A 26,294-nucleotide genomic window follows, 5' to 3' on the forward strand; every position below is an offset into this window, starting at 1 on the left:
AAACGCCAAAGCACGAGACTTCCCGCTGAAAAACCGGATAATGGCGGCCATTCTGTTCAGCTCGCTATTCTGGTAGTCCCCCATGGAAATCAAGGTCAACTTTCTCGACAACCTTCGACTTGAAGCCAAGTTCGACGACTTCACGGTGGTGGCCGACCAACCGATCCGCTACAAGGGAGACGGCTCGGCACCGGGTCCGTTCGACTACTTCCTGGCCTCGTCGGCGCTGTGTGCGGCGTACTTCGTGAAGCTGTATTGCGAAACCCGCAATATCCCGACCGATAACATCCGCCTGTCGCAGAACAACATCGTTGACCCGGAGAACCGCTACAACCAGATCTTCAAGATTCAGGTCGAGCTGCCGGCAGACATCTCCGACAAGGATCGCCAAGGCATCCTGCGCTCCATCGACCGCTGCACCGTGAAAAAAGTGGTACAGGCCGGCCCTGAGTTCGTGATCGAGGAAGTGGAAAACCTCGACGCCGATGCCCAGGCACTGCTGATGCCAGGCGCGAACTCCAGCGCGAGCACCTACATTCCGGGCAAGGACCTGCCGCTGGAGCAGACCATCGCCAACATGTCGGGCATCCTCGCCGACCTCGGCATGAAGATCGAAATCGCCTCGTGGCGCAACATCGTGCCCAACGTGTGGTCCTTGCACATTCGCGACGCGCACTCGCCGATGTGCTTTACCAACGGCAAGGGCTCGACCAAGGAAGGCGCGCTCGCGTCGGCCTTGGGCGAGTTCATCGAGCGCCTGAACTGCAACTTCTTCTACAACGATCAGTTCTGGGGTCTGGACCTCGCCAATGCGCCGTTCGTGCACTACCCGGACGAGCGCTGGTTCAAGCCGGGCAGCAATGATGAGTTGCCGAGCGAAATCCTCGACCCGTACTGCCTGAAGATCTACAACCGCGACGGCGAGCTGCGCGGCTCGCACCTGATCGACACCAACTCGGGCAATGAAGAGCGCGGCATCGTTTCGCTGCCGTTCGTTCGTCAGTCGGACGGCGAGGTGGTGTACTTCCCGTCGAACCTGATCGAAAACCTGTACCTGAGCAACGGCATGAGCGCCGGCAACACCCTGGCCGAAGCCCAGGTGCAGTGCCTGTCGGAAATCTTCGAGCGTGCGGTGAAACGCGAAATCATCGAAGGTGAATTCGCGCTGCCGGACGTACCGCAGGAAGTGCTCGCGAAGTACCCGGCGATCATGGCCGGTATTCAGGGCCTGGAAGCGCAGGGCTTCCCGGTGCTGGTGAAGGATGCGTCGCTGGGCGGCGAATTCCCGGTGATGTGCGTCACACTGATGAACCCGCGTACCGGCGGTGTGTTCGCCTCGTTTGGCGCACACCCGAGCTTCGAAGTGGCGCTGGAGCGCAGCCTGACCGAACTGCTGCAGGGCCGCAGCTTCGAAGGTCTGAACGATCTGCCGCAGCCGACCTTCGAAGGTCAGGCGGTCACCGAACCGAACAACTTCGTCGAGCACTTCATCGATTCCAGTGGAGTGGTGTCGTGGCGCTTCTTCAGCGCCCAGGCGGAATACGAGTTCGTGGAATGGGACTTCACCGGCCAGGGTGAAAACTCCAACGTCGAGGAAGCCGAAACCCTGTTCGGCATCCTCAAGGGCATGGGCAAGGAATCGTACATGGCGGTGTACGAGCACATCGGCGCAACCGCCTGCCGCATCCTGGTGCCGGACTACTCGGAAATCTACCCGGTGGACGACCTGATCTGGGACAACACCAACAAGGCGCTGTTCTTCCGCGAAGACATCCTCAATCTGCATCGCTTGAACGAAGAAGAACTCCAGTCGCTGGTCGAGCGTCTGGTCGAAAGCGAGCTGGATGACTACACCGACATCACCACGCTGATCGGCATCGAGTTCGACGACAACACCGTGTGGGGGCAACTGACGATCCTGGAACTGAAACTGCTGATCTGGCTCGCCCTGGGACAAATCGAGGAGGCTAAGGAAGCAGTGGAAATGTTCCTCCAGTACAACGACAACACCGTCGAGCGCGGTCTGTTCTATCAGGCCGTCAACGGGGTGCTGGAGATGCAGCTGGACGAGGACCTGGAGCTGGCCGACTACGAAGCCAACTTCCGCCGCATGTTCGGCAACGAGCGGATGGACGCCGCGATCGGCTCGGTGGACGGCAGCGTACGCTTCTACGGCTTGACGCCGACCAGCATGAAGCTGGAAGGCCTCGATCGTCATCTGCGTCTGATCGACAGCTACAAGAAACTGCACGCGGCCCGGGCCAGTGTGACGGCTTCGGTTCGCTGACAGCAGTGACAAAAAAAGCACCTTCGGGTGCTTTTTTGTTTTTAAGATGGACGCCTGTCAGAAGGAGCGATGCAATGGATCTGAAATTCAGCCACGTCGATGTGCTGGTCAACAACCTTGAAGAAGCCTGCGCCTACTACGCGCAGATCCTGAAAGCCAGAATCTCCCGGACCCTCGTCTGGGAGCGAGGTGGCCTGCACGTGCGCTACGCGGTTGCGCTGATCGGCCAGGAGCGTTTCATGCTGGTTCAGCCGTTGGCGGGCAACCTCAAGGAGCTGCTGGACTCGTCGGGGGAGGGGATGATCTATCGCCACTGCTATTCGACACCGGACATCGAGAAGGCCTACGACGAACTGGTGATCGCCGGCGTGCAGCCCGAAGACGAAAACGGACAGCCACTGGAACGCGCCAACCTGCAATCACCGTCCGGGACACGCATCATCTGGCTGCCCAAGCGCTTCGGGCATTTCTCTATCGAGATTCTCGAAGAGCAGGCGCTGGAGGCGTTCATCGCATCTGCGTTTGTCTGAGTTTTTAAATGGGGACAGATTTATTTTTAAAATAAATCTGTCCCCATTTGAGGTCCCCATTTGAGGTCCCCATTTGAGGTCTGAAAAATACTTGCACCGTGATGCATCCGATTGCGCGTCTGCTCCGTAAATTCAGCACCCTCATTCGAAGGGTCGAAGAATTCAGGAGACACACCATGCACTCGCTCATCAAACGCATTGCCATCGCCTGCTTCACATTGCTCTGCCTTGGCACGGGATCGAGTTTTGCTGCCGATACCGTGATGGTCGGCGGTGCAGCCATGTACCCGAACAAGACCATCGTTGAAAACGCCGTCAACTCGAAGGATCACACCACACTCGTTGCTGCGGTCAAGGCGGCCGGGCTGGTCGACACCCTCAACAGCAAGGGGCCGTTCACGGTCTTCGCGCCCACCAATGAGGCCTTCGCCAAATTGCCCGCTGGCACTGTCGATACGCTCGTCAAACCGGAGCACAAGGCCGACCTGACCACGATCCTCACCTATCACGTGGTTGCCGGCACTCATACGGCAAAACAGCTGATGGATGACGCCAAGATGCACGGCGGCAAAGTCATGCTCAAAACCGTTCAGGGCGAATCCCTGACCGTCATGCTGCACGATGGCAAATTGTGGGCGGTGGACGCCAAAGGCGGGAAGGCTGCGATCACCATTGCGGACGTGATGCAGTCCAATGGCGTGATTCATGTGGTGGATACAGTATTGATGCCGAAGTAGTTTTTTAATGGGGACAGATTTATTTTTAAAATAAATCTGTCCCCTTTAACTCCATTAACTCCAACGTCCCTTCAGAAACTGGTTGCGGCCCTGCGCCTTGGCGTTATACAGCGCCTGATCTGCCACCTCGATCATTCCTTGCAAGTGCTCCAGCGCCGGGCCGGTGCCCGAAGCGATACCGATGCTCACGCTGACGCGTCCGAGCGGGCTGGCGTTGTGCGGGATGTTCGCTTGCTTCAAGCGGTCGAGGATAAGTTGCGCCACCACCGCAGCACCCTCACTGTCGGTGTCAGGCATGATGACGCCCATCTCTTCTCCGCCATAGCGTGCGACCAGGTCCGAGGGGCGCCGCACGCATTCCTCGAAAATCTTGCCAACCGTTTGCAGGCATGCGTCTCCGGCGACATGCCCGAACGTGTCGTTGAACAGCTTGAAGTAGTCGATATCAATCATCAGCAATGCCAACGAAGAACCGTCACGCTGTGCCCGTCGTGCTTCCATCGCAAGGCTTTCATCAAAGCAGCGCCGGTTTGCCAAACCGGTCAAGGCATCCTTCATGGCGAGCAGCTCAAGCTGTCGGTTCGATGAGAGCAACTGTTGCTGGGTCCCTCGCAATTGATCTTCCACCTTGGTGCGCCGGCGTATGTCCAGGATCAAAAACCAGCCGATAAGGCCGGTAAGCCCCAGCAGACCCGTCACCACCACCGCCGACAGCAATGCCTCCATGCGCCACGCAGCGAGGACTTCGCGTTTCCCCAGTGCGACGGTCGTTATCAACGGCAGCCGGTCGCTCTTTCGGAAAGCGTAGAGCCGCTCCACGCCGTCCAGGCTGGAGGTAAACGAGGCCGTGCCGACTGATCGATCGACAAGGTATTTGGCATAGATGGGCGACTTGGAAAAGTTGCGCCCCATATCCTGCTCGCGGAAGGGATAGCGCACCAGCAACGTACCGTCGGTATAGGACAACCCGATGGCCCCGTCCTGTCCCACATCGATTTTTCCAAACAGCCGAAGAAAGTTTTCTATGCCCAGGGTGACAGCCACCACGCCGGCAAACTCCCCTCGAGCATCATTGAAACGCCGGCTGACGGTGATCACCCACTCTTGATTGGAGCGGCTCTGGATGGGGGGACCGATAAAGATTTCGCGGGAGGGATCGTCGCGATGGTGAATGAAATAGGCCCGATCACTGCTGGTCGCCCCCGCCGGAATCGGCCGGTTGGAGGACATCAACCAACGTCCCTGACTATCGTAGATCGTGATACCACTGAGCTGTGGCATCAGGGGCTCCTGTCGGCTGACCAGCGCATTCAGTCGCTGGATCTGCGCCGGGCCACTGCCTTCGGTTTCCAGACGTTCGACGAGCCCGAGCAAAAGCAGCGAACTTTGCCGGACAATGCCTTCGGAGTAGGTCGCAAGCGCCTGGGTAAGGTTCAACCCGTGGACGTCCACTTCCTCCAGCGCTCGATCCCGGGAGGCCAACACCTTCCAGACAGTCAGCGAAGCCAGGGAACATCCGATAACCAACAGCAGAAGTACAACCAGGTGGGTATCACGCTTCACGTCACTACCTTTTGGAAAGTCCGGTTTCCGACCTGGCCACTATCGGATCAAGGCAATAACTGCGGGACGAAGTGGAGGGCAGGCGATTTTTTCACATATGAATCCGAGAGTCACCCGGCCTGCCTCTCCATCTCATGGCGATGGTGCAAATCACTGGCGCTCGGGGAGGGCGTTCATGGTATGGAAAAGGCCATCGGTCTGGGGGAACATGAAATTGAGCCAGCCATGCCAAGCAGTTCAATGCAATGAACGGTTGTGTCGGTTCGCAGTTCAAGGCAGGTCGCTTCCATTCGGGCGGTCATGCTGCTTGATTTGCGCAGCTCAACCTTGGAATTGGCCAACGCGCCCTCATAACGATGGTTACCTCCAATATCCCTGAAGGGAAGGACAGACCATGACCAGCCACACCGAAACTGCCATCCTCGCCGGCGGCTGCTTCTGGGGCATGCAGGATCTGCTGCGGCGCTATCCCGGTGTCCTGCAGACGCGCGTCGGTTACACCGGTGGCGATGTGCCGAATGCGACCTACCGCAACCATGGCAACCACGCCGAAGCTATCGAAATCGTCTTCGATCCTGCCGTTATCAGCTATCGGCAGATCCTGGAGTTCTTCTTTCAGATACACGATCCGACCACGCCCAACCGTCAGGGCAATGATCTTGGCCCCAGCTATCGTTCGGCGATCTATTACCTCAACGAACAGCAACGCGACGTCGCCGAAGACACCGCCGCCGATGTCGACGCCTCACGCTTGTGGCCTGGACGAGTGGTGACCGAAATCGAACCGGCCGGGCCGTTCTGGGAGGCGGAGCCGGAGCACCAGGATTACCTGGAGCGTATTCCGAATGGCTACACCTGCCACTTCATCCGCCCGAACTGGAAGCTTCCGAAGCGCGCTTGAGGTTGTTTAGCGTCAGTGTGAAAGAGGGGAATCGGTCTGTTTTCTGAAAAATGGACCGGTTCCCTTTTTTTGCCCTTGATTCTGAAAGGTAGCTAAGCAAGTTAGCTATATGTTAGTTTCGCGTCCTCATCACGACCAGCCCGGACCGACCCTGCACATGACGTCACCTTCATCACCGCCAAATCCGACCGAAGATCCCCGCAGCCTGCAGATCGCCAGCGATGTCGTCGGCCAGCAGTTGCAACAGATCGCCATCCTGACGCGCAAGGCTGCCAGCCATCTGGGCGCGGCTCTGGGCATCAATCAGACAGATGTGGCGGCGCTGGAGCACCTGATCACCGACGGACCTCTGCCGCCGACCGAACTGGCGGCGCGCCTTTCAGTGACCACCGCCGGCATCACGCAGGTCATCGATCGACTGGAGCGGGCCGGGCATGTGGTCCGCGAGCGGCAGCTCAATGACAAGCGCCGGGTGTTGGTGTGTCCGGTTCCGGAGTCGGTGGCGCAGGCCTATCGGCATATCGCGCCAATGCTCAATGGCCTGAGCGCCGTGCTCGGAGCACTCGACGGCAAGGATCGCGCAGTGGTTGAAGCATTCCTTGGGAACGTGATCGAGGTCTACCGCACCATGTTGCCGGGCAGCCCTGTGGCCACGTCTGAAAACCAGGACGCGTGATGAAACCAAAAAAAATACTGGTGACCGGCGCAAGCATTGCCGGGCCTGCGTTGGCGTATTGGCTGTCCCGGCAGGGCATGGACGTTACGGTGGTCGAGAGGGCGCCTGCGTTTCGCGATGGGGGGCAAACGATCGACGTGCGGGGCGCCGGGCGTGTGGTGATTCAGCGCATGGGCCTGGAAGATTTGATTCGGGCGAACACCACTCAGGAACAGGGCATCGCCTTCGTTGACCAGGACAACCGGACCCGGGCGTTTCTGGGTGTCGATGCGTTCGACGGGGAGGGGCCGATAGCCGAACTGGAGATCCTGCGGGGCGAGCTCGCCAGGCTATTGATCCAGCACAGCCAGGATCGAGTGACCTATCGATTCGGCGACAGCGTTGCAGCCATGGAAGACGACGGTGAGCAGGTTCATGTGCGTTTCGAGCAGGGTGCCGAGCAGGTTTACGATCTGGTGATCGTGGCTGAAGGGATCGGTTCGACGACGCGTAATCAGGTGTTTGGCAACGAAGTCCAGCGCCGTCCCCTCAATCTGTATACGGCCTATTTCACCGTGCCTCGACAGCCGAGCGATGGCCAGGTCATGCGCTGGCACAACATTCCAGGTGGGCGCTGTGTCTGTTTGCGGCCTGACAATCTGGGCACCACCCGCGCGTTTCTGTCTTTTCAGCAGGCGCCGTGTGGATACGAAAAACTCGCACAGGACGAACAGAAATCCTTGCTCAGGCAAATATTCGCCGACGCCGGTTGGGAGACACCCCGCGTGCTGGCTGCGCTGGAGGATGCCGCCGACCTTTATCTGGACGCGGTGGGGCAGGTCAAAATGCCTCGTTGGTCCAAGGGGCGCATCGCGCTGGTCGGGGACGCGGCTTATTGCGCATCGCCCATCAGCGGCATGGGCACCAGCCTGGGTCTGTGCGGCGCCTACGTGCTGGCCGGTGAACTGGGGCGCCATGCCGACTACACCCTGGCGTTCGCAGCCTATGAAAAACGGATGCGGCCCTTTGTCGCCCAGGCGCAAAGCGTGCCCGGATTCGCCCCCAGACTGGCCTCACCGCATTCGCGCCTTGGCATCGCCCTTGGTCACGCGGTGTTGAGGCTGGCCGCCGCGCCGGGGTTCAAGCGCCTGTTCGGGAAGATCCTTTCGCCGAAGGCGGATGCTATCGAGTTGCCGGTGTATGAGTAGCTGGGGATGTAGGCATGTCTGCGTTTACAGCGCCTGCCTCGCACAGGGCAATCAACTGATCGCGTAATACCTGTCCGGCGGCGCTCAGGTCACTGCATGAGTACAGTGCCAGGCGCACACCCTGGACATTTGGCAGACCACATTCTTCTGTCAACACCAGGTGTCCGGGATCTACCACCCGTAACGGCAGCAGACTGATTCCGAGGCCTGCGGATACTGCGGCACAAACAGCGGCCAGACTCGCGCTTGAGTAGCCTATTCGCCAGTGCCGTCCGCTGATATCCAGGTGATGCATCATTTCGTTGCGGTACAGTCCGCCGGCCGGAAACGCCACCAATGGCTGAGGATCCGCCCCAAACGTCGGGTTATGACGGCTGTCGACCCAGCACAACGGCTCGGGCCAGGATTGCAGGCAGTCGTCGCTATCACCCATCTGCTTGACTAGCAGTACATCAAATTCGCCGCTGCGAAATTGCCGCAGCAGTTCTGGGCCAAGTCCACTGGTCACCTCCAGCCTTGTCCGCGGATATGCCCGGACAAACTCTGACAGCACCGGTAACAAGCGATCAGAGGCAAAATCTTCCGGAACGCCGGCCCGCAGTACGCCATCGTTTTGCTGATCGGCCAGAACATCGATCGCTTCGTCGTGCAGCGCCAGAATGCGCCGGGCATAGGCCAATAGCCGCTCGCCCTCGGGCGTCGCCACTACTTGACGCTTATCGCGATCCAGCAGTTTGCAACCCAGGCTGTTTTCCAGCCGCAGGATTTGCTGGCTGACAGTGGATTGGGTCAGGTGCAGCCGTTCGGCGGCCCGGGTGAAATTGGCGCAGTCGTTGACCGCGACGAAGCTGCGCAACAGCACGTGATCAAACATGTATAACCATTCGATTATCCACTGATTGGCATCCTTATATTTAATTTCAGAATGCACAATAGACTGACCATACTCCAGGTTCAATTGCACCGAGGAGAGGGACTTATGACATGGCGCGGATCATTCATACAGGCGGGTCTGGCAGTGGGGTTGTTGTTGGCAGGCAATGTCATGGCGGGTGATGCGGGTTTGCTCGACGCTGTGAGAGCGGGGCAAGTAGAGAAGGTCAAAAGCGCGTTGGCCAACGGAGCCGACGTCAATGCCCGAGCGCTGGATGGAAGCAGTGCCTTGCTACTGGCCACGCAAGACAATCACGTTGACATTGCCCGTACGCTGATCGAGGCCGGTGCCGATGTGAATCGCAAGAATCTGATCCTGGACAGCCCCTACCTGTTGGCGGGCGCCAGTGGTCATGATGAGATTCTCGCGATGACCCTGGCCCACGGCGCCGATTTGAAGAGCACCAACCGTTATGGCGGCACGGCACTGATTCCTGCCTGTGAGCACGGCTACGTACAAACGGTGAAACTGCTGATCGAGGCCGGTGTAGACGTAAATCATATCAACCGGCTGGGCTGGACGTGCCTGATGGAGGCCATCGTACTGGCCGATGGCGGCCCGAAGCATCAGCAAATAGTCGCTCAGTTGATTGCCGCCGGCGCCGATTTGAACATCCCTGATCATTCGGGCGTCAGCCCCTTGAAACAGGCGGAACGTCGTGGTCAGACAACGATTGCCCGGCAACTGCGCGAAGCGGGGGCCCTATGAGCGATCTTCAAGACCAACAATGGTTGCAACGCGCCGTCGACCTGGCTCACGACAACGTGGCGCGCGGCGGCCGCCCCTTTGGAGCGGTTCTGGTCGCCAAGGGTCATGTGCTGGTGGAGGCCGTCAACGAAATTCACCTCAGTGGCGATCCCACAGCCCACGCGGAAATGCTCGTGATCCGGGCGGCGTCCCGGCTGCCGGATACGCGAATGAGCGAATGCGTGATCTATGCCAGCGGCCAGCCTTGTCCGATGTGCCTGGCGGCGATGTACTTGAGTGGGGTTTCGCGCGTGGTGTTCGCCACCAGCAATGAAACAGCCGAACCGTTTGGACTTTCGACGGCAAGGATTTATCAGCAGATGGCCTTGCCACTGCTCGAACAGACACTGGCGGTTGAGTATTTGCCGCATCCGGCTATGGCAACCTTGTATAACGTTTGGAAAACGGAGAACAGCCCACAGTAAGTAACGAGACTTTCTCTGAAAAAATAAAAGCGTCAACCCATGGGGTTCAGCCATGCGTTGACGCTTTTTTATGCGCGCTCTGGAAGCCTTTTCAAAATTGAGTTGTACGTTCAGTTCAATGGCAACATCTCAAAATAGCGCTATTTATTGTAAAAGTTGGCTGAAGACGTCCATTCAAGAAAATTCTTGGAGGTGAAAGAGTCGCGTCTTGTGGTTTTGAACGGCTTGAGAAAATAACCTGTGTCAGCGCTATCAAGTGGCGTCATGCGTTAAAACAAAGACATCTCAAGGAATCTTTTTTTCAATGAAACCGTTCAAGTTTCTCCTGCTGACTTCAGCGTTATGCTCTCTGGCCAATGGCGCTCTGGCAGCTGACGGCACTATCAACTTCACCGGCGAAATTATCGCTGCGTCTTGCGTAGCATCGTCCGGTGCCGGTACTTCGGTGGGGGGGAGTGCTGGCAATCAGACCGTCGATGTGAATCTCGGCAAAGTGAGCATGGACTCCATCGGCGGCACCGCCGGCAGCGGCATCGCTGCCGGTAAATCGATCAACCTGAACCTGGACTGCGGCAATACTGCGGCAGGGCTGACCACGGTCAGACTCGGTTTCGACCCGATGGCCGGTTCGGGCATTGATGAGAGCAACAACAGTTTGCTGAAGATTTCGGGCACCGCCACCGGCGTGGGCATCGGTATGTACGATAACAATAACCAACTGATCAATCTTTCTGCGAACGAAGCCTACTCCGCGGCGCTGGTATCGACTGGCGAAGGCGACGATACCCGCTACAGCTCGACCTTGAACATGCGTGCAGCCTACGTCGCCAACGGCGCCACCCTGGCCGCTGGCACCGCCAACGGCACCCTGCCGTTCACCCTGACATACGAATAAGTTGTCACTGCGGGGCGCAATGCCCCGCTTTTTTTTGCGAGGTCATGAATGAACTCCCTTTCAATTCTGCGCTTCGGCCTGTTGCTCGCCATGGCGGTCAGCTCCGGTTTCTGCGTGGCCGGTATTCAGGTCGGTGGTACGCGGATCATTTTTCCCGCATCCGACCGCGAAGCCACCATCCAGGTACGCAACGAGGGTGCCGAGGACATCATGATTCAGTCCTGGATCGAGGCCGCACCGAATCAGGCCGATCGCGACGTTCCATTTGCCATCACCCCATCGCTGGCCCGGCTGAGTCATAAAAAACAGCAGGCGCTGCGAATTTTTTACCAAGGTAAGGGACTGCCCGAAGATCGCGAGTCAGTGTTTTGGCTAAGCGTTCAAGAGATACCCCAACTCAGTGAAAGCGATAACAGTCTGCAAGTTGCGTTTCGCCAGCGCCTCAAGTTGTTTTATCGGCCGGCAAAACTTCAAGGCAGTGCGGAAGAGGCCGCCAGGAATCTCAAGTGGAGTCTCGTGAACCGTTCGGGTGAGACGAAGTTACTTGCCGATAACACCTCGGTCTTCAATGTTTCGTTGGGTGAAGCGGTAGTTTTGTTTGACGGAAAGGAATATCCAGTCGAAACGCAAATGGTCGGGCCGATGCAGTCGCTGCAAATGAACGTGAAGGGCCTTTCCCGATTTATTAATGGAAGTGCCGAAGTTCGATGGGATTCCATTAATGATTATGGTGCCCTGGTCAGACACCAGTCGAACCTTCAACAGTAGTTCATTACATCTTCTGATTTTGCTTTTCATTGAATGTATGGGCTAGGCCCAGGCGCTTTCCTGCGCACATAGGTGCTGTTTTGGCTGATATCTTTTTCTATTCTCGGCACACGAATGCATTCAGGTTGGGTGCCGGCTCGGGGCTGTCGTGTCTTGCTGCCATTAGCCTGCTGAGTTCCACGTCTGCAGTCGCCGCGCAGTTCAATCCGATGTTTCTCAAAGACAAGGGTGCGGAGGTGGACCTGCGCTATTTCGATCAATCCAGCGGGGTCGTTCCTGGCACTTACAGCGTCGATCTGTATTTGAACCAGAGGCTGGAACGCCGCCAGGAGGTTACGTTCCAGTCCGATGAAGACACCGAAAGTGCGGATGCGCAACCGGTCTTGACACTCGGTCTGCTGCGCGAGCTCGGCATCGACGTGCAGCGACTGCAGGAGGAAGGGATTGTCTCCGCGGACAGCACTGACAGCGATCCCGTCACGCTGCTGCGTATCGACGGTGCGTCGGTCGAACTCGATGTCGCCAGGCTGTCGTTGTTCATCAGCATTCCACAGGCCTACATCAAACGCCGTGCGCGCGGATACGTTGACCCGTCCCTGTGGGACGACGGGGTTACTGCGCTGTTCAGTAATTATCAGATGAACTTCAGCCGTAATTCCGGTGGTGGTTATCGCAGCGATTACGGGTATCTCGGTCTTCATAACGGCTTGAACATTGGCCAGTGGCGCCTGCGCAACGATTCATCGCTCAGCCAGAGTTCGGGAACAACCCGCAACTTCTCGAGTAACCGCACCTATCTGGAACATGACGTGACCCGCCTCAAGGGGCGTTTAGCCGTGGGCCAGCTGTACAGCAATGGCGATATTTTCGACAGTACCCGGTTTCGCGGTTTTCAGCTTGCTTCGGACATCGGCATGCTGCCGGACGATGAGGCCGGTTTTGCGCCGGTGGTACGCGGCATAGCCGAGACCCACGCGACGGTGGAAGTGCGCCAGAACGGCTACGTCATTTACTCCACCTCGGTGTCGCCAGGTGCCTTCGAAATTCGTGACATCTATCCGGGTGGCTCCAACGGTGACCTGGACATCACCATCATTGAGTCCGACGGTCGCGAGCGCAAGTACAGCCAGGCGTATTCCTACCTGCCGGTGATGACCCGACGGGGCAACCTTCAGTACAGCCTGTCGCTGGGCAAGTACGACAGTGAACGCTCCGTGTCGCCGAGTATGTTGCAAGGGACGGCGGTGTATGGCGCCACCGACAATCTCACGACCTTTGGCGGCGTGCTCGGTACCGAAGACTATACGGCGCTCAACGTGGGCGTTGGCATCAACTCATCATTGGGTGGCATGTCGGTAGACGTGACCAACAGCCGTTCGCGGCCGGGTGAGGGTAAGGCCGTGGTCGGGCAGAGCGCGCGATTTCTGTATTCGAAGACCGTGAGCAAGACCAGCACCACCTTCACCATGGCGGGTTATCGCTATTCCACGGCGGGTTATCGAACGCTGAGCGAACACATCGATGAGCTGGATGATGGCCGTGAGACCTACTACTACGGCCGTCGTGGCCGGCCGAAGAATCGTCTCGACCTGAGCATCAACCAGACACTGGGCGGTTACGGTTCGCTCTTTTTCAGTGGCGGAGAGACCAACTATTGGGACCGCGCCGGCAACACCCGACGCTTGCAGGTGGGTTACAGCGCCAGTGTCGGCGAGGTCAGCTACAGCGTGTCGGCCTCGCACACGCAAAGTGCCGATCGATCGCGTGATTCGGATAATCAGTTGGCGTTCACCGTCAGTGTTCCGTTTGGCGAGCGTAGCCGCTCCCAGCGTTTCTACAGCAACCTGACTACTGCCGGAAAAGGACAGGACAGCGTGCAGGCCGGAGTCGCGGGTTATCTGGACGATGCCAGCACGTTGTCCTATTCGGCTCAGGCCGGGCTGGACGGTAGCGAACGCTCCGGCGGGGTGGGGCTGGGCTGGGATGCGCCGTCGGCCAAGGTCGCGGCGAACTATTCCGAATCAGGTCCTTCGCGGCACCTGGACATGAACGCGTCGGGCTCCGTTATCGCGCACAGCGAGGGCATCACCTTTGGCCAGCCGGTGGGCGAGACTTTCGCTCTGGTCGAAGTGCCCGGGGTGAAAGGCGCATCTCTCGAAGGCTCGACGGCCCGGACCGATAGTGCCGGTTTCACTATTGAAAGTTACGTGCAGCCGTACCGCTACAACTGGGTGAACCTCGATACCCAGAGCCTGGGCAGTGAGGTGGACGTTACCGATACTTCGCAACGGCTGGTTCCCCGTCGTGGCGCTGTGGTCAAGGCGCGATTTGAAGCCTCGACCGGCCGACGTGTGCAGTTCGAGCTGCGACAAGCCAACGGCAAACAGCTGCCGTTCGGTGCTCAGCTATTCGATGAGGACAATAACTTGCTGGCGGTGGTGGACAACCAGTCTCGTGCACTGGTGTTCGGAATCAAGGAGCACGGTCGATTGACGCTGAGCTGGGCCAATGGCAATTGCACGGTGCCCTACAAACTCCCTGAACGGGATGCTTCCTTAATGTATGACCAGGTTAAAGCCGCTTGTGGCGTTCAGTTGGCGGTGGAGTAATCGAATGAAATGGCAGATTTTCGTTTTCATAGTCCTTTGCGGCGCTTTGGCGAGTAACCCGGTACTGGCGGAAAACCCAGATCAGTGTTTTTGGGGCAATGGCGGCGGGGGGGATGCCAAAAGGGCATATAGCGTGATCGCTCCCAGTGCAATCGACTTGCGAAGGGTGCCGATCGGTTCGGTTATGGCCGCCTCTGTAAACATCAACGTTCACTCCGAAAGCACCCAGGCGAGCTGCAGAGCTGGTACTCAGTATCGTATGGAATATTCGCTGGATCAAAAGGCCTTGGTGGAAGGCTACACTGATGTCTACAAGACCGGACTTGCCGGTGTCGGCATCAAATTGGTGAACGTCATCTCCTCGCCAGCTGGCAGTATTCCCTTGGTTTTTGAGTTCCCCAGAAGGGGATATGCAACCATGTCGCGAGGGTTAAGAATCGATTTTGTCCGCACTGCGCGGGATGTCGAACAGGGTGATGTCTTGATGGATCTCAAGATTCAGTACCAACTCAATAGGTGGAACGCGGCGGAGATAAATGTCGGCGGAACCACCAGGCTCACTTCACAAAATTATTTCTCGGGCTGTGCTGGCGTAGACAATCTCAACATTCCCATGGGCCGCGTCCCGATCGTTGATTTGGCTAAAAGCATTCAGAAGCCGTTCAATCTGGATGTCATGTGTTCGGGAATGGCCGCCGGTACAAGAGTGCCGGTCAAAGTGTATTTCGAAGGCAGTTCCGATGGACCGGGTCGATTGAATCTGGATTCCGGTGGTGCTCAGGGTGTAGAGATTTCATTACTCAACGACCGGGGTGTACGCCTGCCGTTCTCCCAAGGCAGTGCCCTGGACATGACGTGGCTTCGCAGTGAGCCGGGAGGCGAAATCTATCGCCTGCCTGTCGTTGCTGCGTATGAACGGAAAGCGTCGCAAAAGGTCGACCCGGGAAGGGCGAACGCCACGTTGAATTACATTCTCGAATACAACTGAAACGGGTACTGAACGCCGGGGGAGCTGTTCTATCAGCTCCCCTTTTTCGTCCGTCAATCGGTAGGTTGCAGCTGGAATTTCTTGTAGGGTTTGACTAACCAGCGATCAAAAGCCTCGATCGACATCGGTCGGGCACACAAAAAACCTTGCCCGGTCCGTACCCCCATTGCCAACAAGCAACTGCGCTGCGTTTCAGTTTCAATGCCTTCCACCACCAATTGCATACCCAGCTCATTGGCCAACGCCAACGTACTGTGGATGATCGCCTGGTAATGAGCGGTTCCGCCCAGCAGTCGGGTGAACTCGCCCGCCAGTTTTATTTCGTTGAGGGGCAGTTCACAGAGGCGCCAGAGCGACGAATGGCCCGTGCCGAAATCGTCTAAGGACAGCCGAATGCCTAGTTGACTCAGGCGTTCGAGTTGCTTCACCCCGTCGGCACAGACAACGGCGGGGCCGTCCTCGGTGACTTCAAAAGTGATGGCCGACAGCGGTAGCGGATGTTGGCGTAACCGTACTTCGAGACGATCGACAAGGGTGTTGCTGGCCAACTGGCTAAGGGAAAGGTTGAAGGCCATTCCCAGAAGCCGGCCCTGCTGATGCAGCTTGAGCTGATACGCCAACCCTTGATCCAGCAGTTCCAGCAGCAGATCGTCGAGCCACTGTTTGCCTATCATCAATGCAATAAAATCTGCGGGGCCGATCACACCACGCAACGGATGTTGCCAGCGTGCCAGAACCTCCACTGCATCGACGCGACCCGTACGCACATCAAATTTTGGTTGCAGGTACGCCCGAAACTCGCGCAATCCCAGGCCCAGCTGCACATCATTGGCACTGGGCTCGAGGCCTTGGTTTTTTGATATTTTCAAACAGTCCAGTTGTTGCAGCGAACGCTGCTGGAGTTGCGAAGGCTCGCTCGACAGAGGTGAGCGCAAAGGGGTATTTGGCATGGCGGAAGGCCTGAATTTGAATACCCGCAAAGCTTATGTGACCCCTCCTTGACGCCACGAAAGATGCATCTGTGGTTCAGCCAAGGCTTTTCTTGAATGGGGTACAGCTTTTTCCTGATCGATAAATGCCAGTCACTCCTGGCGCAGCGACCGATTGATTTTCTCCAAGGCTTGAATCAATGAGGATACAGCCTCTTTCAGGTCAGCAGGATCCGCATTTTGGGCGCACATGTCCTCTATCTCGGTGCAGTGTTCCAGCAACTTCGTGTGGTTAAGCAGATACGCGGTGCCTTTGAGCTTGTGGGCGATACGTTGCATTTCCGCCCGGTCGTCATTCTCCACAGCCTGTTGCAGGGCGCTGTGTTCACCTTCATTGCTGTGAATGACCTGCTCGGCCAAATCAGCCCGGATGTCGCTCATGGGTGACACGGCGCTTCTCGGTTGCAGAACGTCTGCGCCGCGCTTGGGAATCCAGCGATTGAGGTCAGTCAGAGTGATCGGTTTGGCCATCGAATGATCCATACCCGAAGCCAGGCAGCTTTCAAGCACTTCGCGCTGGGCATCGGCTGTCAGACCGATGATGGTGCTCGGCCGTACGCCACGCGCTTGTTCCAGTCGGCGAATGCTCTGACTCATCTCGTGGCCGCTCATTTGCGGCATGTTGCAGTCGGTGAGCACAATGTCGATTTCGCGCTCCTGCCACATCGCCAGCCCCTCCAGTCCGTTGTTGGCCGTCACGGCGCAATGTCCAAGGTAGGTGACTTGCTGGTACAGGAGGTATTGGCTTGGCAGGTGGTCTTCGACGATCAATACGTTCAGAGGCAAATCGTAGCGGGCGCTCGCCGGAAGTTGCGGATTCGAATCAGCCTGTACGCTCTCTTCGCTGATGCGCTCAAGCTCGATACTCAATGTGATCCGGGTGCCGGTGCCGACTGTGCTTTCCACCTCCAGGCGACCCGCCATCAGTTCGCTCAGAGACTTGCAGATCGCGAGCCCAAGACCTGCACCAGCGTTTGGGTTGCTGACGGCCTCCTGCGTAATGAAAAACGGTTTGAACACCTGATCGAGCTGCGCTTCGGGAATGCCAATGCCCGTGTCACTGACACTGATAACGAAGTGCAGGGCAGCTTCGCTCGTCGGTGTCACCTGGCAACGAATGTCGACACCGCCGTGGTCGGTGAACTTGATCGCGTTGCTCAAGAGATTCGAAAGGATCTGTTTGAGTTTCAACTCGTCGGCCCAGACCCGTTCGCTCGCCAACGGATCGATATCCAGGCGAAGAAAGAGTTGCTTCTGGCGAGCCAGACCGGTGAAGACATTGCTCGTCGACTCCAGCAGATCCTTGATGCGCACAGGTGTCGGAGCCAGTGACAGTTTTCCGGCCTCGATGCGGGAAATGTCCAGAATATCGCCAATCAGGGTCAGCAGACTGGTGGCCGAGTCGTAGGCGATGTGCACAGAACGAGTATTGAGCTCGGCGTTGTCCTTGCGGGTCAGGACCAGTTCCAGCATGCCGATAATGGCATTGAGCGGGGTGCGGATTTCGTGGCTCATGGTGGCCAGAAATACCGACTTGCTGCGGCTGGCTTTTTCCGAGGACTCCTTGGCCAGTTGCAGTTCATCAAGCAGCAATTGTCGTTGCTGCAAGTCGTGGCGCTTGCGCTGGATACGCCGGCGCTGAAGCAGGATCAGCAGCCCGGCAAGCACCAGCAGAGCGCCCAGCACCTCAAACGACCTCCAGATGTAGGCTGCGATGCCCTCCCAGTATTTTTCATCGGTGGCAGAGTTGGCGCGCCAGCGTCCGATGATCTGCAAAAAGTCCCGTGGAGGGATTTCTGCCATGGCCTTGTCAATGATCGAGATCAATTGGCCGTGGTCTTCAGGGGCGGCAAACACCACATTAGCGTTCTCGATATCGACGATACCACCGACCTTCAGGCTGCTCTCGTACTTGTAGGACAGGTAGTAGCGCGCCACATTGGCGGGCGCCAGGACAAACCGGGCATTGCCTTCGCGAACCAGATTGAAAGCTTCCCCCATGGTGTCGGTTTCCTCGACATGAACCTTGGGATATTGCCTGGCGAGGAGCGGGGAGAGCATGTAGCCCTTCGCGACAGCAACGGTGGCAGTGCTGTGTTCATCAAGGAGGATCCGATCGTCATTGCGCATGACAAAAAGATAGGGCGCGCTGACCAGGGATCGTGTGCGCAGGAAGTGCAACGGCGCATGGCTGACTTCCGTGAGAATGCCGAGGTCTGCCTCACCCTTGGCCAGCAAGGCATCAGCTTCACCCAACGAGCTGACACGAATGATCTTGAAGCGCAGGTCTGATTTGCGCCGAATGATGTCCAGCAGATCCGAGGCGATTCCGTTCAAGCGCCCATGACTGTTGAAAAAGGCGTAGGGAGCCAGGTCCTCGCTGATCGCCAGTCTGACCATGCCGGTGTTGTCCAGCCAGGTACGCTCGGCGTCGGTGAGGCGGTCGCGAAAGCCGTTGGCATCGCAGCCTTCGATGTCGCCCCAGAGGTATTGCGCATCCCCGATCTGGCACGGCTTGAGGCCACCTAATCCACGCTCCAGAAGCCCTGCCAGCGTTGAATTGTCAGGGGCAATGGCGAAAGCGATCCTGACTTCCGGCTGCCGGGTACTCTGGTTGACTTCAAGCTGGTTGCTGAACAGTTGGCTGGACAGGTAGGAACTGGAAAGTGTGTCGCCGAGATAGACGTCGGTATCCCCGGTCAACACCGCCGCCATCGCCGCCAGAGGGGAGGCGTACTGGATAAAGATGCCTTGGCCGCCGTTGTTTTTGTACAACGTCAATGCGGAGTGATTGGCCACGGCGATACGGATCTGAGGATCATGAGTGCTGTACTCGTGCATATCGCCACCTTCAGCGAACAGCGCCAGTTCTGTCAGTGCGTAAGGCGGCGTCAGTTGCACGCCGAAATCCTTGGCCTCCTGGGACGTGGCGCTGCCGACAAGATCGACCTGCCCCTGGCGCAGGGCCTCAAAGACGTCCTGGTTCGAATCGAACGCGCGTACCTTGATCTCGACACCCAGTTCACGCTGAATGGCTACCAGATAATCTGCCGTCAGCCCTTCGAAACCATGCTGCCCGGTAAAGATACGGTACGGCGGGAGTGGGTCGCGGGTAACGCCGACAATCAGCGATTGCTTGTGAGCAAGCCAGCTCTTTTCCTGCTCGCTGAGCTGAATGTTCACCGCGTTGATCCGCTGTCGCGCAATCGGCAACAGGTCATCGGATTCAGCCCTGACCGGTATGTAGCACCACGCCATGAGGACGAAGAGGGTTGTGAGTGCTGCCAGTGTGGATTTCACCATGGCGCGTCAAACAAGGTTGTGCTGCTTGGCGATACTGGCCAGCTCGACCACGGAGGTCACACCCAGCTTCATAAGGAGATTGACCTTGTGGCCACTGACTGTCTTGCTGCTGAGATTGAGTTTCTGCGCGATGTCACGGTTGGAAAAGCCCTCGGCCAGCAGGGTCAGCACCTGCATTTCACGATCCGTCAGGTTTGCCAGGTCGCCCGGAGTGCCTGAATCGGCAGCACTGGCAAACAGCGGTATGGCGTCCCTGGGAAACAACACGTATCCGTCGGCAATGGTTTCAATTGCCTTGATCAACTGACTGATCGGTTCGCTCTTGTTCACGAATCCGCTGGCGCCGCCCTGAAAGCAGCGCGTTGCAAACGTTTCTTTCATCTGGGAGGTGTAGATCAGAACCCGCGTATCGAGTTTTTCCCGGACGATTCGTTTCAAGACGGCCAGCCCGTCCATTTTTTCAAGGCCGATGTCCAGTATGACCATGTCCGGCTTCAAGGCTTCGATCATTTGCAGGGCTTCGACGCCATCGGACGTCTCGCCGACCGTCTCGAAACCGATTGACTCAAGGGCTTGCCGAATGGCCTGACAGATCAATGGGTGGTCATCGACAATTAATACTTTCTTGCTCATCAGTCGTGGGTCGCCTTGAAGCATCGGGATTGGGAAGTGCGGAGAAACATCAATGGCTGAGTATGGTCGAGATACCCGGCATCAAGCGCATTTGTTGTGTGTTTCATTATTATTGGACAAGACCCGAGATGCACCCGGCGTCATCCCGATCTGCTTCGCGAATGTTCTTGCCGGCGGACAAGAAATTTCTCGGTTTCGGACACGGGCTCGCAATGGCTGAGCGATCCAAGACGAATCCTCTCGACAAACAGACGGATACTGTAGGAACAACGGTGGCGGGTCGCTAATGTCTTTTCCTTTTTACCAAGGAACAGACGATGCGTCGTGGTAGGGGAAAGATTGTCGTATTCAGCAAACATTGCGGTTCCCTTTTCGGTTATGCAAGCACCCTGAACACGCTGGGCTATTACTCACTGAGCTTGTGTCACCGCTTCAATGAAGTGATTGAACTGCTGGAGAAGAGAAAGCGTTTTGAGTATCTGATCTACGATGCCTTTGATCTCGCCCTGGATGCATGGGCGTTACAGGAACTTGCAGGGTATCGTGCGATCGGCTCGATCATTGCGGTCGCTGATGTCAATTCCAGACAGCGTCAAAGCGTGATCTTCTGGGCAAGGGCCCATGAAATTCCGCTGGGAGGGGTTTTACAGACTCCGCTTCGTTCGCCGGAACTACTTGGGCTGATGGAGTGCAAGTGCTGAGCTGAGATACAAATCAGTATTTACCAACGTCTTCGATGATCGGCTATTCGGACATCTCTTGAGGCTCGTTATCGCCCAGCAACAGTCATGGCGGCAATCAGAATCCAATGATCCTTTTCGTGAGAAATGACCGGAGTCAGCATAGAATCGTGGCCCCTGCAGTTCTGCAGGTTTGCCATGGAAAGCAGTCGTCCGCACCTGCGCCAGGCAATCGGTTTCTACAAATTGAACAAGGATAAAGGCTCATGGGAATGAGAACGGCAGCATTGGTTTTGTTGCTTGCAACGTCACTGACCGCCTGTGGAGAAAGCAAGGACAAGGCCAGGGAACTGGTCGATATCAGTGGCGCCTTCAAGGAACATTACGATGAGGTGGTGGAAACCGTAATGCGAGATTACTCGCCTCGTTACATGGCGGTGATGGACGAAGAAATCCGCGAGGTTGTGGAAGACAAAGTTCCCTTCGACGAGATTAGAAACCTGCGGATCGATACCTTGGCGGCTCACTTGCAGCCGGATGAACTCAATGCGGCGATTCGTGCCCACGATAACCCCGCGCAGAGCAAAGACATTTTGAACAACACGCCTGAGGGTCGCAGCTTTCTGGACAAGATTTTCGACGCTGAAGACTCCGTCGAGAATACCTTCCAGGCCCTATTGAAGGAGCGTGAACCCGCCATCCTTAAAGCGCTGGACAAAATCAATAACAAGAGGCTGGATGGCTAGGCGTCCCTGACGCACGCTCAATCCACCTTCACCGCCGCTGGCGGAGTCCACTGCCCGTCGAGCGCCGCCGCCATGAAGCATCCTTGCTTGATGGCCGCCACTCGATGACGGCGAGTCGCTGAAACGATAGCTCATGTTTGATCGAATCAAATGGCGGTGACGGTCATTGCTGCCGATTCAACCGGTCGATGCGCCACACCGGTTCCTGTACCCTGCAGCCTTTCACTCCCACGAGCATGGAAAATGGATTCTCACTCGATTCTGGCTTTTACCCTGGTGGCCGCGATTGCCATTGCCAGCCCGGGCCCCGCGACGCTGATGGCGATCAACAACAGCCTGGCCCATGGTCAGCGCAGCGCGATCTGGTCGTCGCTCGGCAATGCCAGTGGCCTGTTCTGTCTTTCAGCCGCCGCGATGCTCGGGCTCGGGGCGTTGCTCGCCAGTTCCGAAATGCTGTTCAACGCGGTGAAGATCATCGGCGCCGGTTATCTGTTCTATCTCGGGATCAAGCAACTGTTCAAAAAGGACGCGATGCTTCAGGACAGTCCTCAGGACGATTCGAAGAAAGCCCGGCCCACGCGCCTGAAACTCTACAAGTCGGCATTCCTGACGGCCGTGACCAATCCCAAGGCGACGATGTTTTTCACCGCACTGTTTCCGCAGTTCATCGACCAGGGCGCGACGCTGCTGCCGCAGTTCCTGATCCTGACGTCGATTTTCATGGCGCTGTCGGTGACGTCCCTGACGCTCTACGCCGCGCTCGCATCCCGGGCCAAAGGCGTGTTGACCCGACCGGCGTTTTCCCGCTGGGTCAGCCGGGTGGTGGGATCGACGTTCATTGGTTTCGGCGCCGCCATTCTGACCATGCGCCGGCAGGCTGTCTGAGGGTCAGCGTCCATCTGCCGCGTCAGCGGGTCATAAAGCGGCGAATCGCCTGCGTGGTTTCCACCGGTGCTTCTTCCATCAGCCAGTGACCCGCTCCGGCAATCACCACTTCGGTAACGTTGTCGGCGGCGTTGCGCATCACGATCGCTTCGTTGTTGCCGAAGGATTTTTCACCGCCGACGGCCAGGACCGGCATCGTCAGTTTGTTCTTTGACGACGCTTCGTTGTCCACCGCGTCCTGGCGAATGGCGCGGAACTGAGCGAAGGCCGCATGCATCGCACCGGGGCGGGCGTAGAGTTTGGCGTAGTGCTGGCGGGTGGCTTCGTCGACTTTTTTAGGGTCGCCGGCGAACTCGTTCCAGAACCGGTCCAGGTAAATGCGCTCACGGCCGGCGACCAGTCGCTCCATGTCCGGGCCTCCAAAATCGAAGTGCCAGAGCATCGGCGAACGCACGATGTCGTTCCACGGCGCAATGCCCGGAACGGGCGCATCCATCACCACCAGGCGATCGGTCTGTTGCGGATACCGCGAGGCATAGGCGAACGCGACCATGGTGCCGATGTCGTGACCGATGACGACCGAATGCTCGATGCCCAGCGAGGCGAGTACGGCGCGGATGTCTCCCGCCTGGGTCCTCTTGTCGTAGCCACTGTCGGGAATCGACGACAGCCCCATGCCGCGCAGATCAGGGATCACCACGGTGTGATCCTTCGCCAGATCGGTGGCGAGTGGCACCCACATGTCCCCGGTATCACCAAAACCATGCAACAGCACCACGGCCGGGCCTTTGCCGCCGATGCGCGTGTGGATCTTCGCGCCGTCCACGGCAATGTCTTGCGTGCGGAAGGAAGCGGGGTACGGTTTTACGTCAGCATGGGCCGGAACACTCAGGGCCACCAGCAAGGAAGCGGTCAGCAAGGCGCGGATCATCACGGTGACTCCAGAGGTGTAGGTGGGTGGAGCGTAGACCGCTTTTAGAACGCTGCCTTTACCGTTGAGTGTTTTGCGCGGGAGTCTGCCTCTGGCTGACTTGAGGTGGGGTGCAAAGCCTGTCGAGAAAGGTCGAAACCTGCCGTTTGCCACGCAAGTGCACCACCGGGATGTCTGGCCCGATTGACTGGCGCACGTTGTCGATACCCGGGCGGTAACCCCGGTCAAAGGTCCATACAAACTTCAGAAACGTCAGGAATTTCCGGTCGATTTTTTCTCTGCAGCCTGTCGCGAGATCCGGGCGAGGGCGGTTCATGATGCTGCGCCGAATCACGCGGACGAAGCAGGTGAGTCGTGGCGTATCGAGCCAGATAATCAGGTCGGCGCGGGGCAGGCGAAGGTCGAAGGTTCGCCGGGCATAGTTGCCTTCACACACCCATGAATCCGCGTTGATTGCCTCGCGGACCCGTGTGCGGAATTGTTCTGCGTCGGGCTCGACCCAGTCTGGTTCCCAGAACAAGGTATCCAGATGCACCACGGGCAGGTTCAGGCGCTGGCCGAGGGTGCGGGCGAGGGTGGATTTGCCGCTGCCGGCGTTGCCCAGAATCACAATCCGTTGCATGGGGACGTCCTGTCGAAAAAAGCCGGCAATTGTGCAGGTTCCGGAGGTTCAATCAAAGCGGATTCAGTCGTATTTCTTGCCTGACCCGCCGATATCAGGGAAGCTCCCGCGAATCCTGTCTCGGGCAAGTTGGCTGTACGATCGAATCGTTAGGGAAGCGTTGAATGGCGTTCAAGGTGTTGGTGGTCGGTGGGTATGGAAACTTCGGCAGCATCGTCTGCCGGCATCTGGCGTCGATGCCCGATGTTGATCTGGCGATCTCGGGTCGCGATCCGCACAAGTTGCTGCGCAAGGTCGAGGCGTTGCAAGCCGCTTCAGGAAAAACCTGCGCCAGTTGGTGCGGCGATGCGATGGGCACCGGGTTTCAATCTGCGTTGGGCTCAATGGGAATTGAGCTGGTCATCCACACCGGAGGCCCGTTTCAGGGGCAGTCCTATGCGGTTGCCGAAAGCTGCATCGAGGCCGGGGTGAACTATTGCGACCTGTCCGACTGCCGTACCTTCGTCAACGGCATCGCTGTACTCGATGCGCGCGCGAAAGCGGCGGGCGTGGCGATTCTCAGTGGTTGCAGTTCGGTGCCGACCCTGTCTTCGGCCATCATCGATCAGCAGCGCTATCGCTTTCAGCGCATCGACTCGATCGAGCATGGCATTTCCTCTTCCGCCAAGATGCCGGGGTTGTCGACTGTCGAAGGTGTGCTTGCCTACGCGGGCAAGCCAATCAAACAGCTCAAGGATGGTCGGGTTCACGAGGTGCCGGGCTGGCAGGATCTGACGTTGCGCAAGATGCCGCACCTGGGCACTCGCTTGCTGGCTAACGTCGACGTGCCGGACATGGACATTTTCGCCGGTCGCTACGGTGCCCGAACCTTGAGTTTCAAGGCTGGAGCGGGGTTGAAACTCGGCGGTGTCGCCAATGCTCTGTTCGCCCAGGCCCAGAAGATGGGGCTGATTCGTGACCATGCGCCCTGGGCCGCACGACTGCATCGTCTGGGCACCTGGTTCGAGCGACTCGGCGACGGCAAAAGCGCGATGTACATCGACGTGCAAGGTCTCGGGGTTGAAGGACAACCACTGTCCATGACCGCTCAGCTGACAGCACTGAAGGACAAGGGCCCGGAAATCCCGAGCTGCGCCGCTGTTGCCCTGGCCGCCAAAATGGCCCAAGGCTATGTGCCTGAATCCGGCGCCCGGCCTTGCGTGGGCGAAATCACCGTCGACGAATACATGGCCGCGATCAACGACCCTGGAAACCTCAGCCTGTCCGTGCATTTCTCTGACGGGCAGCGCTGACCATGCTTTATCTGTGCCTCAAGTACATTCATGTGATCGCCGCGGTTTTCCTGTTCGGATTCGGCATGGGTTCCTACCTTTACCTGATCGCCGCCAGCCGCACCGCCAATCCTCAAGTGATTGCTCATGTGGCTAAAATGGTCGTGCGCTTCGACGCCCGGATCACCACCCCGGCAGGCTTCATTCAGATCGCATCGGGCTATGGGCTGATCAAACTGGCCGGCCTTCCGTTAACCACGGAATGGGTGCTGACGTCGTTGATCATCTTTCTTTGTGTGGGATCGCTCTGGCTGCCGGTGCTGGTGCTGCAGAAGCGCCTGTATGTGATGGCTTCGAGTGCAATCGAGACCGGAGGAGGGCTCGCGGACGAGTACGGGTCGGTGTACCGCCAATGGTTCTGGATGGGGGTGGCCGGTTTTCTGGGGATGTTCGTGATTGTCTTGATGATGGTGACGAAGATGACGCCCGTGCAGTTGCTAGGGCTCTTGCTGTAGGGAAGCCTTCAGAAAGCGTTGTTCATGATCGGGATCAGGCAGAAGACAGGTGTCATATTGTCCAAACAGCCGATAACGATTCAGTGCAATACGATCGTAGGCCCAGTTCCGAAGCCCGCGCGGGAAAATGCGCAAGCATTGCAAAGGACGCCAGCGGGCAGGCAGTTGGGCAATGACTTCGAAAAAGGCGTCGGAGCGCTCCCAGTAGTGTCGGTCGCGGATGACCGCCATGGTGTCGAACTGATCGAGGGGTAAATCTGCCCAGGCGAGCAGCGCCTGCCCTTCGGGAGACTGCACTGCCGCCAGCCGGACTCGCTGATGGCGGTCATGGCGAATCAGGAACTTCGCCCAGCCATTGCACAACTTGCAGACGCCATCGAACAACACCACCGTCTCGCCGGGTTTCAGCAGGGGAGCCGGTGAAGGGCGAATCCGGGAAACGGGCATAGACATCGGTCCATTGAGGCCTGGT

Annotated in this window: 25 protein-coding genes; 17 read left to right on the top strand and 8 right to left on the bottom strand. The window is 57.8% G+C overall.

Annotated features, from left to right (window positions below):
* Positions 1–82: 82 nt before the first annotated feature.
* From AC07VV_RS01585 to AC07VV_RS01595, 3 genes are all read left to right on the top strand, one after another.
* Positions 83–2,287: an OsmC domain/YcaO domain-containing protein gene (locus AC07VV_RS01585; RefSeq protein ID WP_495034983.1), complete on the top strand. Its 2,205-nt coding sequence runs from the start codon at positions 83–85 to the stop codon at positions 2,285–2,287.
* Positions 2,288–2,361: 74 nt separating this feature from the next.
* A complete protein-coding gene (locus AC07VV_RS01590; protein WP_495034984.1) occupies positions 2,362–2,817 on the top strand; it encodes a VOC family protein in 456 nt (151 codons plus the stop codon).
* 176 nt (positions 2,818–2,993) lie between these two features.
* Complete coding sequence (locus tag AC07VV_RS01595; protein WP_495034985.1) at positions 2,994–3,554, top strand: fasciclin domain-containing protein; 561 nt, start codon at positions 2,994–2,996, stop codon at positions 3,552–3,554.
* A gap of 54 nt (positions 3,555–3,608) precedes the next feature.
* On the opposite strand, the gene AC07VV_RS01600 is transcribed toward AC07VV_RS01595, so the two are convergent.
* On the bottom strand, positions 3,609–5,117 hold the full coding sequence (locus tag AC07VV_RS01600; protein WP_495034986.1) for a GGDEF domain-containing protein: 1,509 nt from the start codon (positions 5,115–5,117) through the stop codon (positions 3,609–3,611).
* A 394-nt stretch (positions 5,118–5,511) separates the two neighbouring features.
* Between AC07VV_RS01600 and msrA the strand changes: the two genes are divergently transcribed.
* The 3 genes from msrA to AC07VV_RS01615 all read left to right on the top strand — a co-directional run bounded on the left by msrA (position 5,512) and on the right by AC07VV_RS01615 (position 7,881).
* Complete coding sequence (gene msrA, locus AC07VV_RS01605; protein ID WP_495034987.1) at positions 5,512–6,018, top strand: peptide-methionine (S)-S-oxide reductase MsrA; 507 nt, start codon at positions 5,512–5,514, stop codon at positions 6,016–6,018.
* A 157-nt stretch (positions 6,019–6,175) separates the two neighbouring features.
* Positions 6,176–6,694, top strand: a complete 519-nt coding sequence (locus tag AC07VV_RS01610) for a MarR family winged helix-turn-helix transcriptional regulator (RefSeq protein WP_495034988.1) — start codon at positions 6,176–6,178, stop codon at positions 6,692–6,694.
* Entirely contained in the window at positions 6,694–7,881 is a 1,188-nt protein-coding gene (locus AC07VV_RS01615) for an FAD-dependent monooxygenase (protein ID WP_495034989.1), read from the top strand. The genes AC07VV_RS01610 and AC07VV_RS01615 overlap by 1 nt, the downstream gene beginning before the upstream one ends.
* Here AC07VV_RS01615 and AC07VV_RS01620 read toward each other — a convergent pair.
* Entirely contained in the window at positions 7,856–8,755 is a 900-nt protein-coding gene (locus AC07VV_RS01620) for a LysR family transcriptional regulator (protein WP_495035917.1), read from the bottom strand. The genes AC07VV_RS01615 and AC07VV_RS01620 overlap by 26 nt on opposite strands.
* A 105-nt stretch (positions 8,756–8,860) precedes the next feature.
* Between AC07VV_RS01620 and AC07VV_RS01625 the strand changes: the two genes are divergently transcribed.
* The 6 genes from AC07VV_RS01625 to AC07VV_RS01650 all read left to right on the top strand — a co-directional run bounded on the left by AC07VV_RS01625 (position 8,861) and on the right by AC07VV_RS01650 (position 15,247).
* Positions 8,861–9,523: an ankyrin repeat domain-containing protein gene (locus tag AC07VV_RS01625; protein WP_495034990.1), complete on the top strand. Its 663-nt coding sequence runs from the start codon at positions 8,861–8,863 to the stop codon at positions 9,521–9,523.
* Positions 9,520–9,987, top strand: a complete 468-nt coding sequence (locus AC07VV_RS01630; RefSeq protein WP_495034991.1) for a nucleoside deaminase — start codon at positions 9,520–9,522, stop codon at positions 9,985–9,987. Before AC07VV_RS01625 ends, AC07VV_RS01630 begins: the two co-directional genes overlap by 4 nt.
* A 304-nt stretch (positions 9,988–10,291) precedes the next feature.
* Positions 10,292–10,882, top strand: coding sequence for a fimbrial protein (locus AC07VV_RS01635; protein WP_495034992.1), 591 nt, complete (start codon positions 10,292–10,294; stop codon positions 10,880–10,882).
* 48 nt (positions 10,883–10,930) lie between these two features.
* On the top strand, positions 10,931–11,650 hold the full coding sequence (locus tag AC07VV_RS01640; RefSeq protein WP_495034993.1) for a fimbrial biogenesis chaperone: 720 nt from the start codon (positions 10,931–10,933) through the stop codon (positions 11,648–11,650).
* A 209-nt stretch (positions 11,651–11,859) separates the two neighbouring features.
* Positions 11,860–14,259, top strand: coding sequence for a fimbria/pilus outer membrane usher protein (locus AC07VV_RS01645; protein ID WP_495034994.1), 2,400 nt, complete (start codon positions 11,860–11,862; stop codon positions 14,257–14,259).
* A 4-nt stretch (positions 14,260–14,263) separates the two neighbouring features.
* Complete coding sequence (locus AC07VV_RS01650) at positions 14,264–15,247, top strand: fimbrial protein (RefSeq protein WP_495034995.1); 984 nt, start codon at positions 14,264–14,266, stop codon at positions 15,245–15,247.
* A 53-nt stretch (positions 15,248–15,300) separates the two neighbouring features.
* On the opposite strand, the gene AC07VV_RS01655 is transcribed toward AC07VV_RS01650, so the two are convergent.
* The 3 genes from AC07VV_RS01655 to AC07VV_RS01665 all read right to left on the bottom strand — a co-directional run bounded on the left by AC07VV_RS01655 (position 15,301) and on the right by AC07VV_RS01665 (position 20,172).
* Complete coding sequence (locus AC07VV_RS01655; protein WP_495034996.1) at positions 15,301–16,197, bottom strand: EAL domain-containing protein; 897 nt, start codon at positions 16,195–16,197, stop codon at positions 15,301–15,303.
* A gap of 132 nt (positions 16,198–16,329) precedes the next feature.
* Positions 16,330–19,539: an ATP-binding protein gene (locus AC07VV_RS01660; protein ID WP_495034997.1), complete on the bottom strand. Its 3,210-nt coding sequence runs from the start codon at positions 19,537–19,539 to the stop codon at positions 16,330–16,332.
* Between the two features lie 6 nt (positions 19,540–19,545).
* On the bottom strand, positions 19,546–20,172 hold the full coding sequence (locus tag AC07VV_RS01665) for a response regulator (RefSeq protein ID WP_495034998.1): 627 nt from the start codon (positions 20,170–20,172) through the stop codon (positions 19,546–19,548).
* Positions 20,173–20,489: 317 nt separating this feature from the next.
* Between AC07VV_RS01665 and AC07VV_RS01670 the strand changes: the two genes are divergently transcribed.
* The 3 genes from AC07VV_RS01670 to AC07VV_RS01680 all read left to right on the top strand — a co-directional run bounded on the left by AC07VV_RS01670 (position 20,490) and on the right by AC07VV_RS01680 (position 22,483).
* Positions 20,490–20,873: a hypothetical protein gene (locus tag AC07VV_RS01670; protein WP_495034999.1), complete on the top strand. Its 384-nt coding sequence runs from the start codon at positions 20,490–20,492 to the stop codon at positions 20,871–20,873.
* A gap of 245 nt (positions 20,874–21,118) precedes the next feature.
* Positions 21,119–21,598, top strand: coding sequence for a hypothetical protein (locus AC07VV_RS01675; RefSeq protein ID WP_495035000.1), 480 nt, complete (start codon positions 21,119–21,121; stop codon positions 21,596–21,598).
* A gap of 243 nt (positions 21,599–21,841) precedes the next feature.
* Positions 21,842–22,483 carry a LysE family translocator gene (locus tag AC07VV_RS01680; RefSeq protein WP_495035001.1) on the top strand — a complete coding sequence of 214 codons (642 nt, stop codon included), beginning with the start codon at positions 21,842–21,844 and terminating at the stop codon, positions 22,481–22,483.
* Positions 22,484–22,505: 22 nt separating this feature from the next.
* Here the strand turns inward: AC07VV_RS01680 and AC07VV_RS01685 are convergent, their stop codons facing one another.
* Together AC07VV_RS01685 and AC07VV_RS01690 are read right to left on the bottom strand one after the other, a co-directional pair.
* Complete coding sequence (locus tag AC07VV_RS01685) at positions 22,506–23,414, bottom strand: alpha/beta fold hydrolase (RefSeq protein WP_495035002.1); 909 nt, start codon at positions 23,412–23,414, stop codon at positions 22,506–22,508.
* A gap of 58 nt (positions 23,415–23,472) precedes the next feature.
* Positions 23,473–24,036, bottom strand: a complete 564-nt coding sequence (locus AC07VV_RS01690) for a P-loop NTPase family protein (protein WP_495035003.1) — start codon at positions 24,034–24,036, stop codon at positions 23,473–23,475.
* Between the two features lie 164 nt (positions 24,037–24,200).
* Between AC07VV_RS01690 and AC07VV_RS01695 the strand changes: the two genes are divergently transcribed.
* Together AC07VV_RS01695 and AC07VV_RS01700 are read left to right on the top strand one after the other, a co-directional pair.
* Positions 24,201–25,328 (top strand): saccharopine dehydrogenase NADP-binding domain-containing protein, encoded by a 1,128-nt coding sequence (locus tag AC07VV_RS01695; protein ID WP_495035004.1) that lies wholly within the window; start codon positions 24,201–24,203, stop codon positions 25,326–25,328.
* 2 nt (positions 25,329–25,330) lie between these two features.
* On the top strand, positions 25,331–25,822 hold the full coding sequence (locus AC07VV_RS01700) for a DUF2269 family protein (RefSeq protein ID WP_495035005.1): 492 nt from the start codon (positions 25,331–25,333) through the stop codon (positions 25,820–25,822).
* On the opposite strand, the gene AC07VV_RS01705 is transcribed toward AC07VV_RS01700, so the two are convergent.
* Entirely contained in the window at positions 25,805–26,269 is a 465-nt protein-coding gene (locus tag AC07VV_RS01705; protein WP_495035006.1) for a thiol-disulfide oxidoreductase DCC family protein, read from the bottom strand. The genes AC07VV_RS01700 and AC07VV_RS01705 overlap by 18 nt on opposite strands.
* Between the last annotated feature and the right edge of the window lie 25 nt (positions 26,270–26,294).

It is taken from the genome of Pseudomonas sp. GW821-FHT02C04 (genome assembly GCF_059421845.1).

Coding starts and splice junctions, on each gene's coding strand:
- AC07VV_RS01685 (WP_495035002.1), bottom strand. CDS start 23,414: ATGATCCGCGCCTTGCTGACCGCTTCCTTGCTGGTGGCCCTGAGTGTT.
- AC07VV_RS01630 (WP_495034991.1), top strand. CDS start 9,520: ATGAGCGATCTTCAAGACCAACAATGGTTGCAACGCGCCGTCGACCTG.
- AC07VV_RS01645 (WP_495034994.1), top strand. CDS start 11,860: ATGTTTCTCAAAGACAAGGGTGCGGAGGTGGACCTGCGCTATTTCGAT.
- AC07VV_RS01640 (WP_495034993.1), top strand. CDS start 10,931: ATGAACTCCCTTTCAATTCTGCGCTTCGGCCTGTTGCTCGCCATGGCG.
- msrA (WP_495034987.1), top strand. CDS start 5,512: ATGACCAGCCACACCGAAACTGCCATCCTCGCCGGCGGCTGCTTCTGG.
- AC07VV_RS01635 (WP_495034992.1), top strand. CDS start 10,292: ATGAAACCGTTCAAGTTTCTCCTGCTGACTTCAGCGTTATGCTCTCTG.
- AC07VV_RS01655 (WP_495034996.1), bottom strand. CDS start 16,197: ATGCCAAATACCCCTTTGCGCTCACCTCTGTCGAGCGAGCCTTCGCAA.
- AC07VV_RS01615 (WP_495034989.1), top strand. CDS start 6,694: ATGAAACCAAAAAAAATACTGGTGACCGGCGCAAGCATTGCCGGGCCT.
- AC07VV_RS01665 (WP_495034998.1), bottom strand. CDS start 20,172: ATGAGCAAGAAAGTATTAATTGTCGATGACCACCCATTGATCTGTCAG.
- AC07VV_RS01680 (WP_495035001.1), top strand. CDS start 21,842: ATGGATTCTCACTCGATTCTGGCTTTTACCCTGGTGGCCGCGATTGCC.
- AC07VV_RS01590 (WP_495034984.1), top strand. CDS start 2,362: ATGGATCTGAAATTCAGCCACGTCGATGTGCTGGTCAACAACCTTGAA.
- AC07VV_RS01695 (WP_495035004.1), top strand. CDS start 24,201: ATGGCGTTCAAGGTGTTGGTGGTCGGTGGGTATGGAAACTTCGGCAGC.
- AC07VV_RS01585 (WP_495034983.1), top strand. CDS start 83: ATGGAAATCAAGGTCAACTTTCTCGACAACCTTCGACTTGAAGCCAAG.
- AC07VV_RS01690 (WP_495035003.1), bottom strand. CDS start 24,036: ATGCAACGGATTGTGATTCTGGGCAACGCCGGCAGCGGCAAATCCACC.
- AC07VV_RS01705 (WP_495035006.1), bottom strand. CDS start 26,269: ATGCCCGTTTCCCGGATTCGCCCTTCACCGGCTCCCCTGCTGAAACCC.
- AC07VV_RS01660 (WP_495034997.1), bottom strand. CDS start 19,539: ATGGTGAAATCCACACTGGCAGCACTCACAACCCTCTTCGTCCTCATG.
- AC07VV_RS01620 (WP_495035917.1), bottom strand. CDS start 8,755: ATGTTTGATCACGTGCTGTTGCGCAGCTTCGTCGCGGTCAACGACTGC.
- AC07VV_RS01595 (WP_495034985.1), top strand. CDS start 2,994: ATGCACTCGCTCATCAAACGCATTGCCATCGCCTGCTTCACATTGCTC.
- AC07VV_RS01700 (WP_495035005.1), top strand. CDS start 25,331: ATGCTTTATCTGTGCCTCAAGTACATTCATGTGATCGCCGCGGTTTTC.
- AC07VV_RS01650 (WP_495034995.1), top strand. CDS start 14,264: ATGAAATGGCAGATTTTCGTTTTCATAGTCCTTTGCGGCGCTTTGGCG.
- AC07VV_RS01625 (WP_495034990.1), top strand. CDS start 8,861: ATGACATGGCGCGGATCATTCATACAGGCGGGTCTGGCAGTGGGGTTG.
- AC07VV_RS01675 (WP_495035000.1), top strand. CDS start 21,119: ATGGGAATGAGAACGGCAGCATTGGTTTTGTTGCTTGCAACGTCACTG.
- AC07VV_RS01670 (WP_495034999.1), top strand. CDS start 20,490: ATGCGTCGTGGTAGGGGAAAGATTGTCGTATTCAGCAAACATTGCGGT.
- AC07VV_RS01610 (WP_495034988.1), top strand. CDS start 6,176: ATGACGTCACCTTCATCACCGCCAAATCCGACCGAAGATCCCCGCAGC.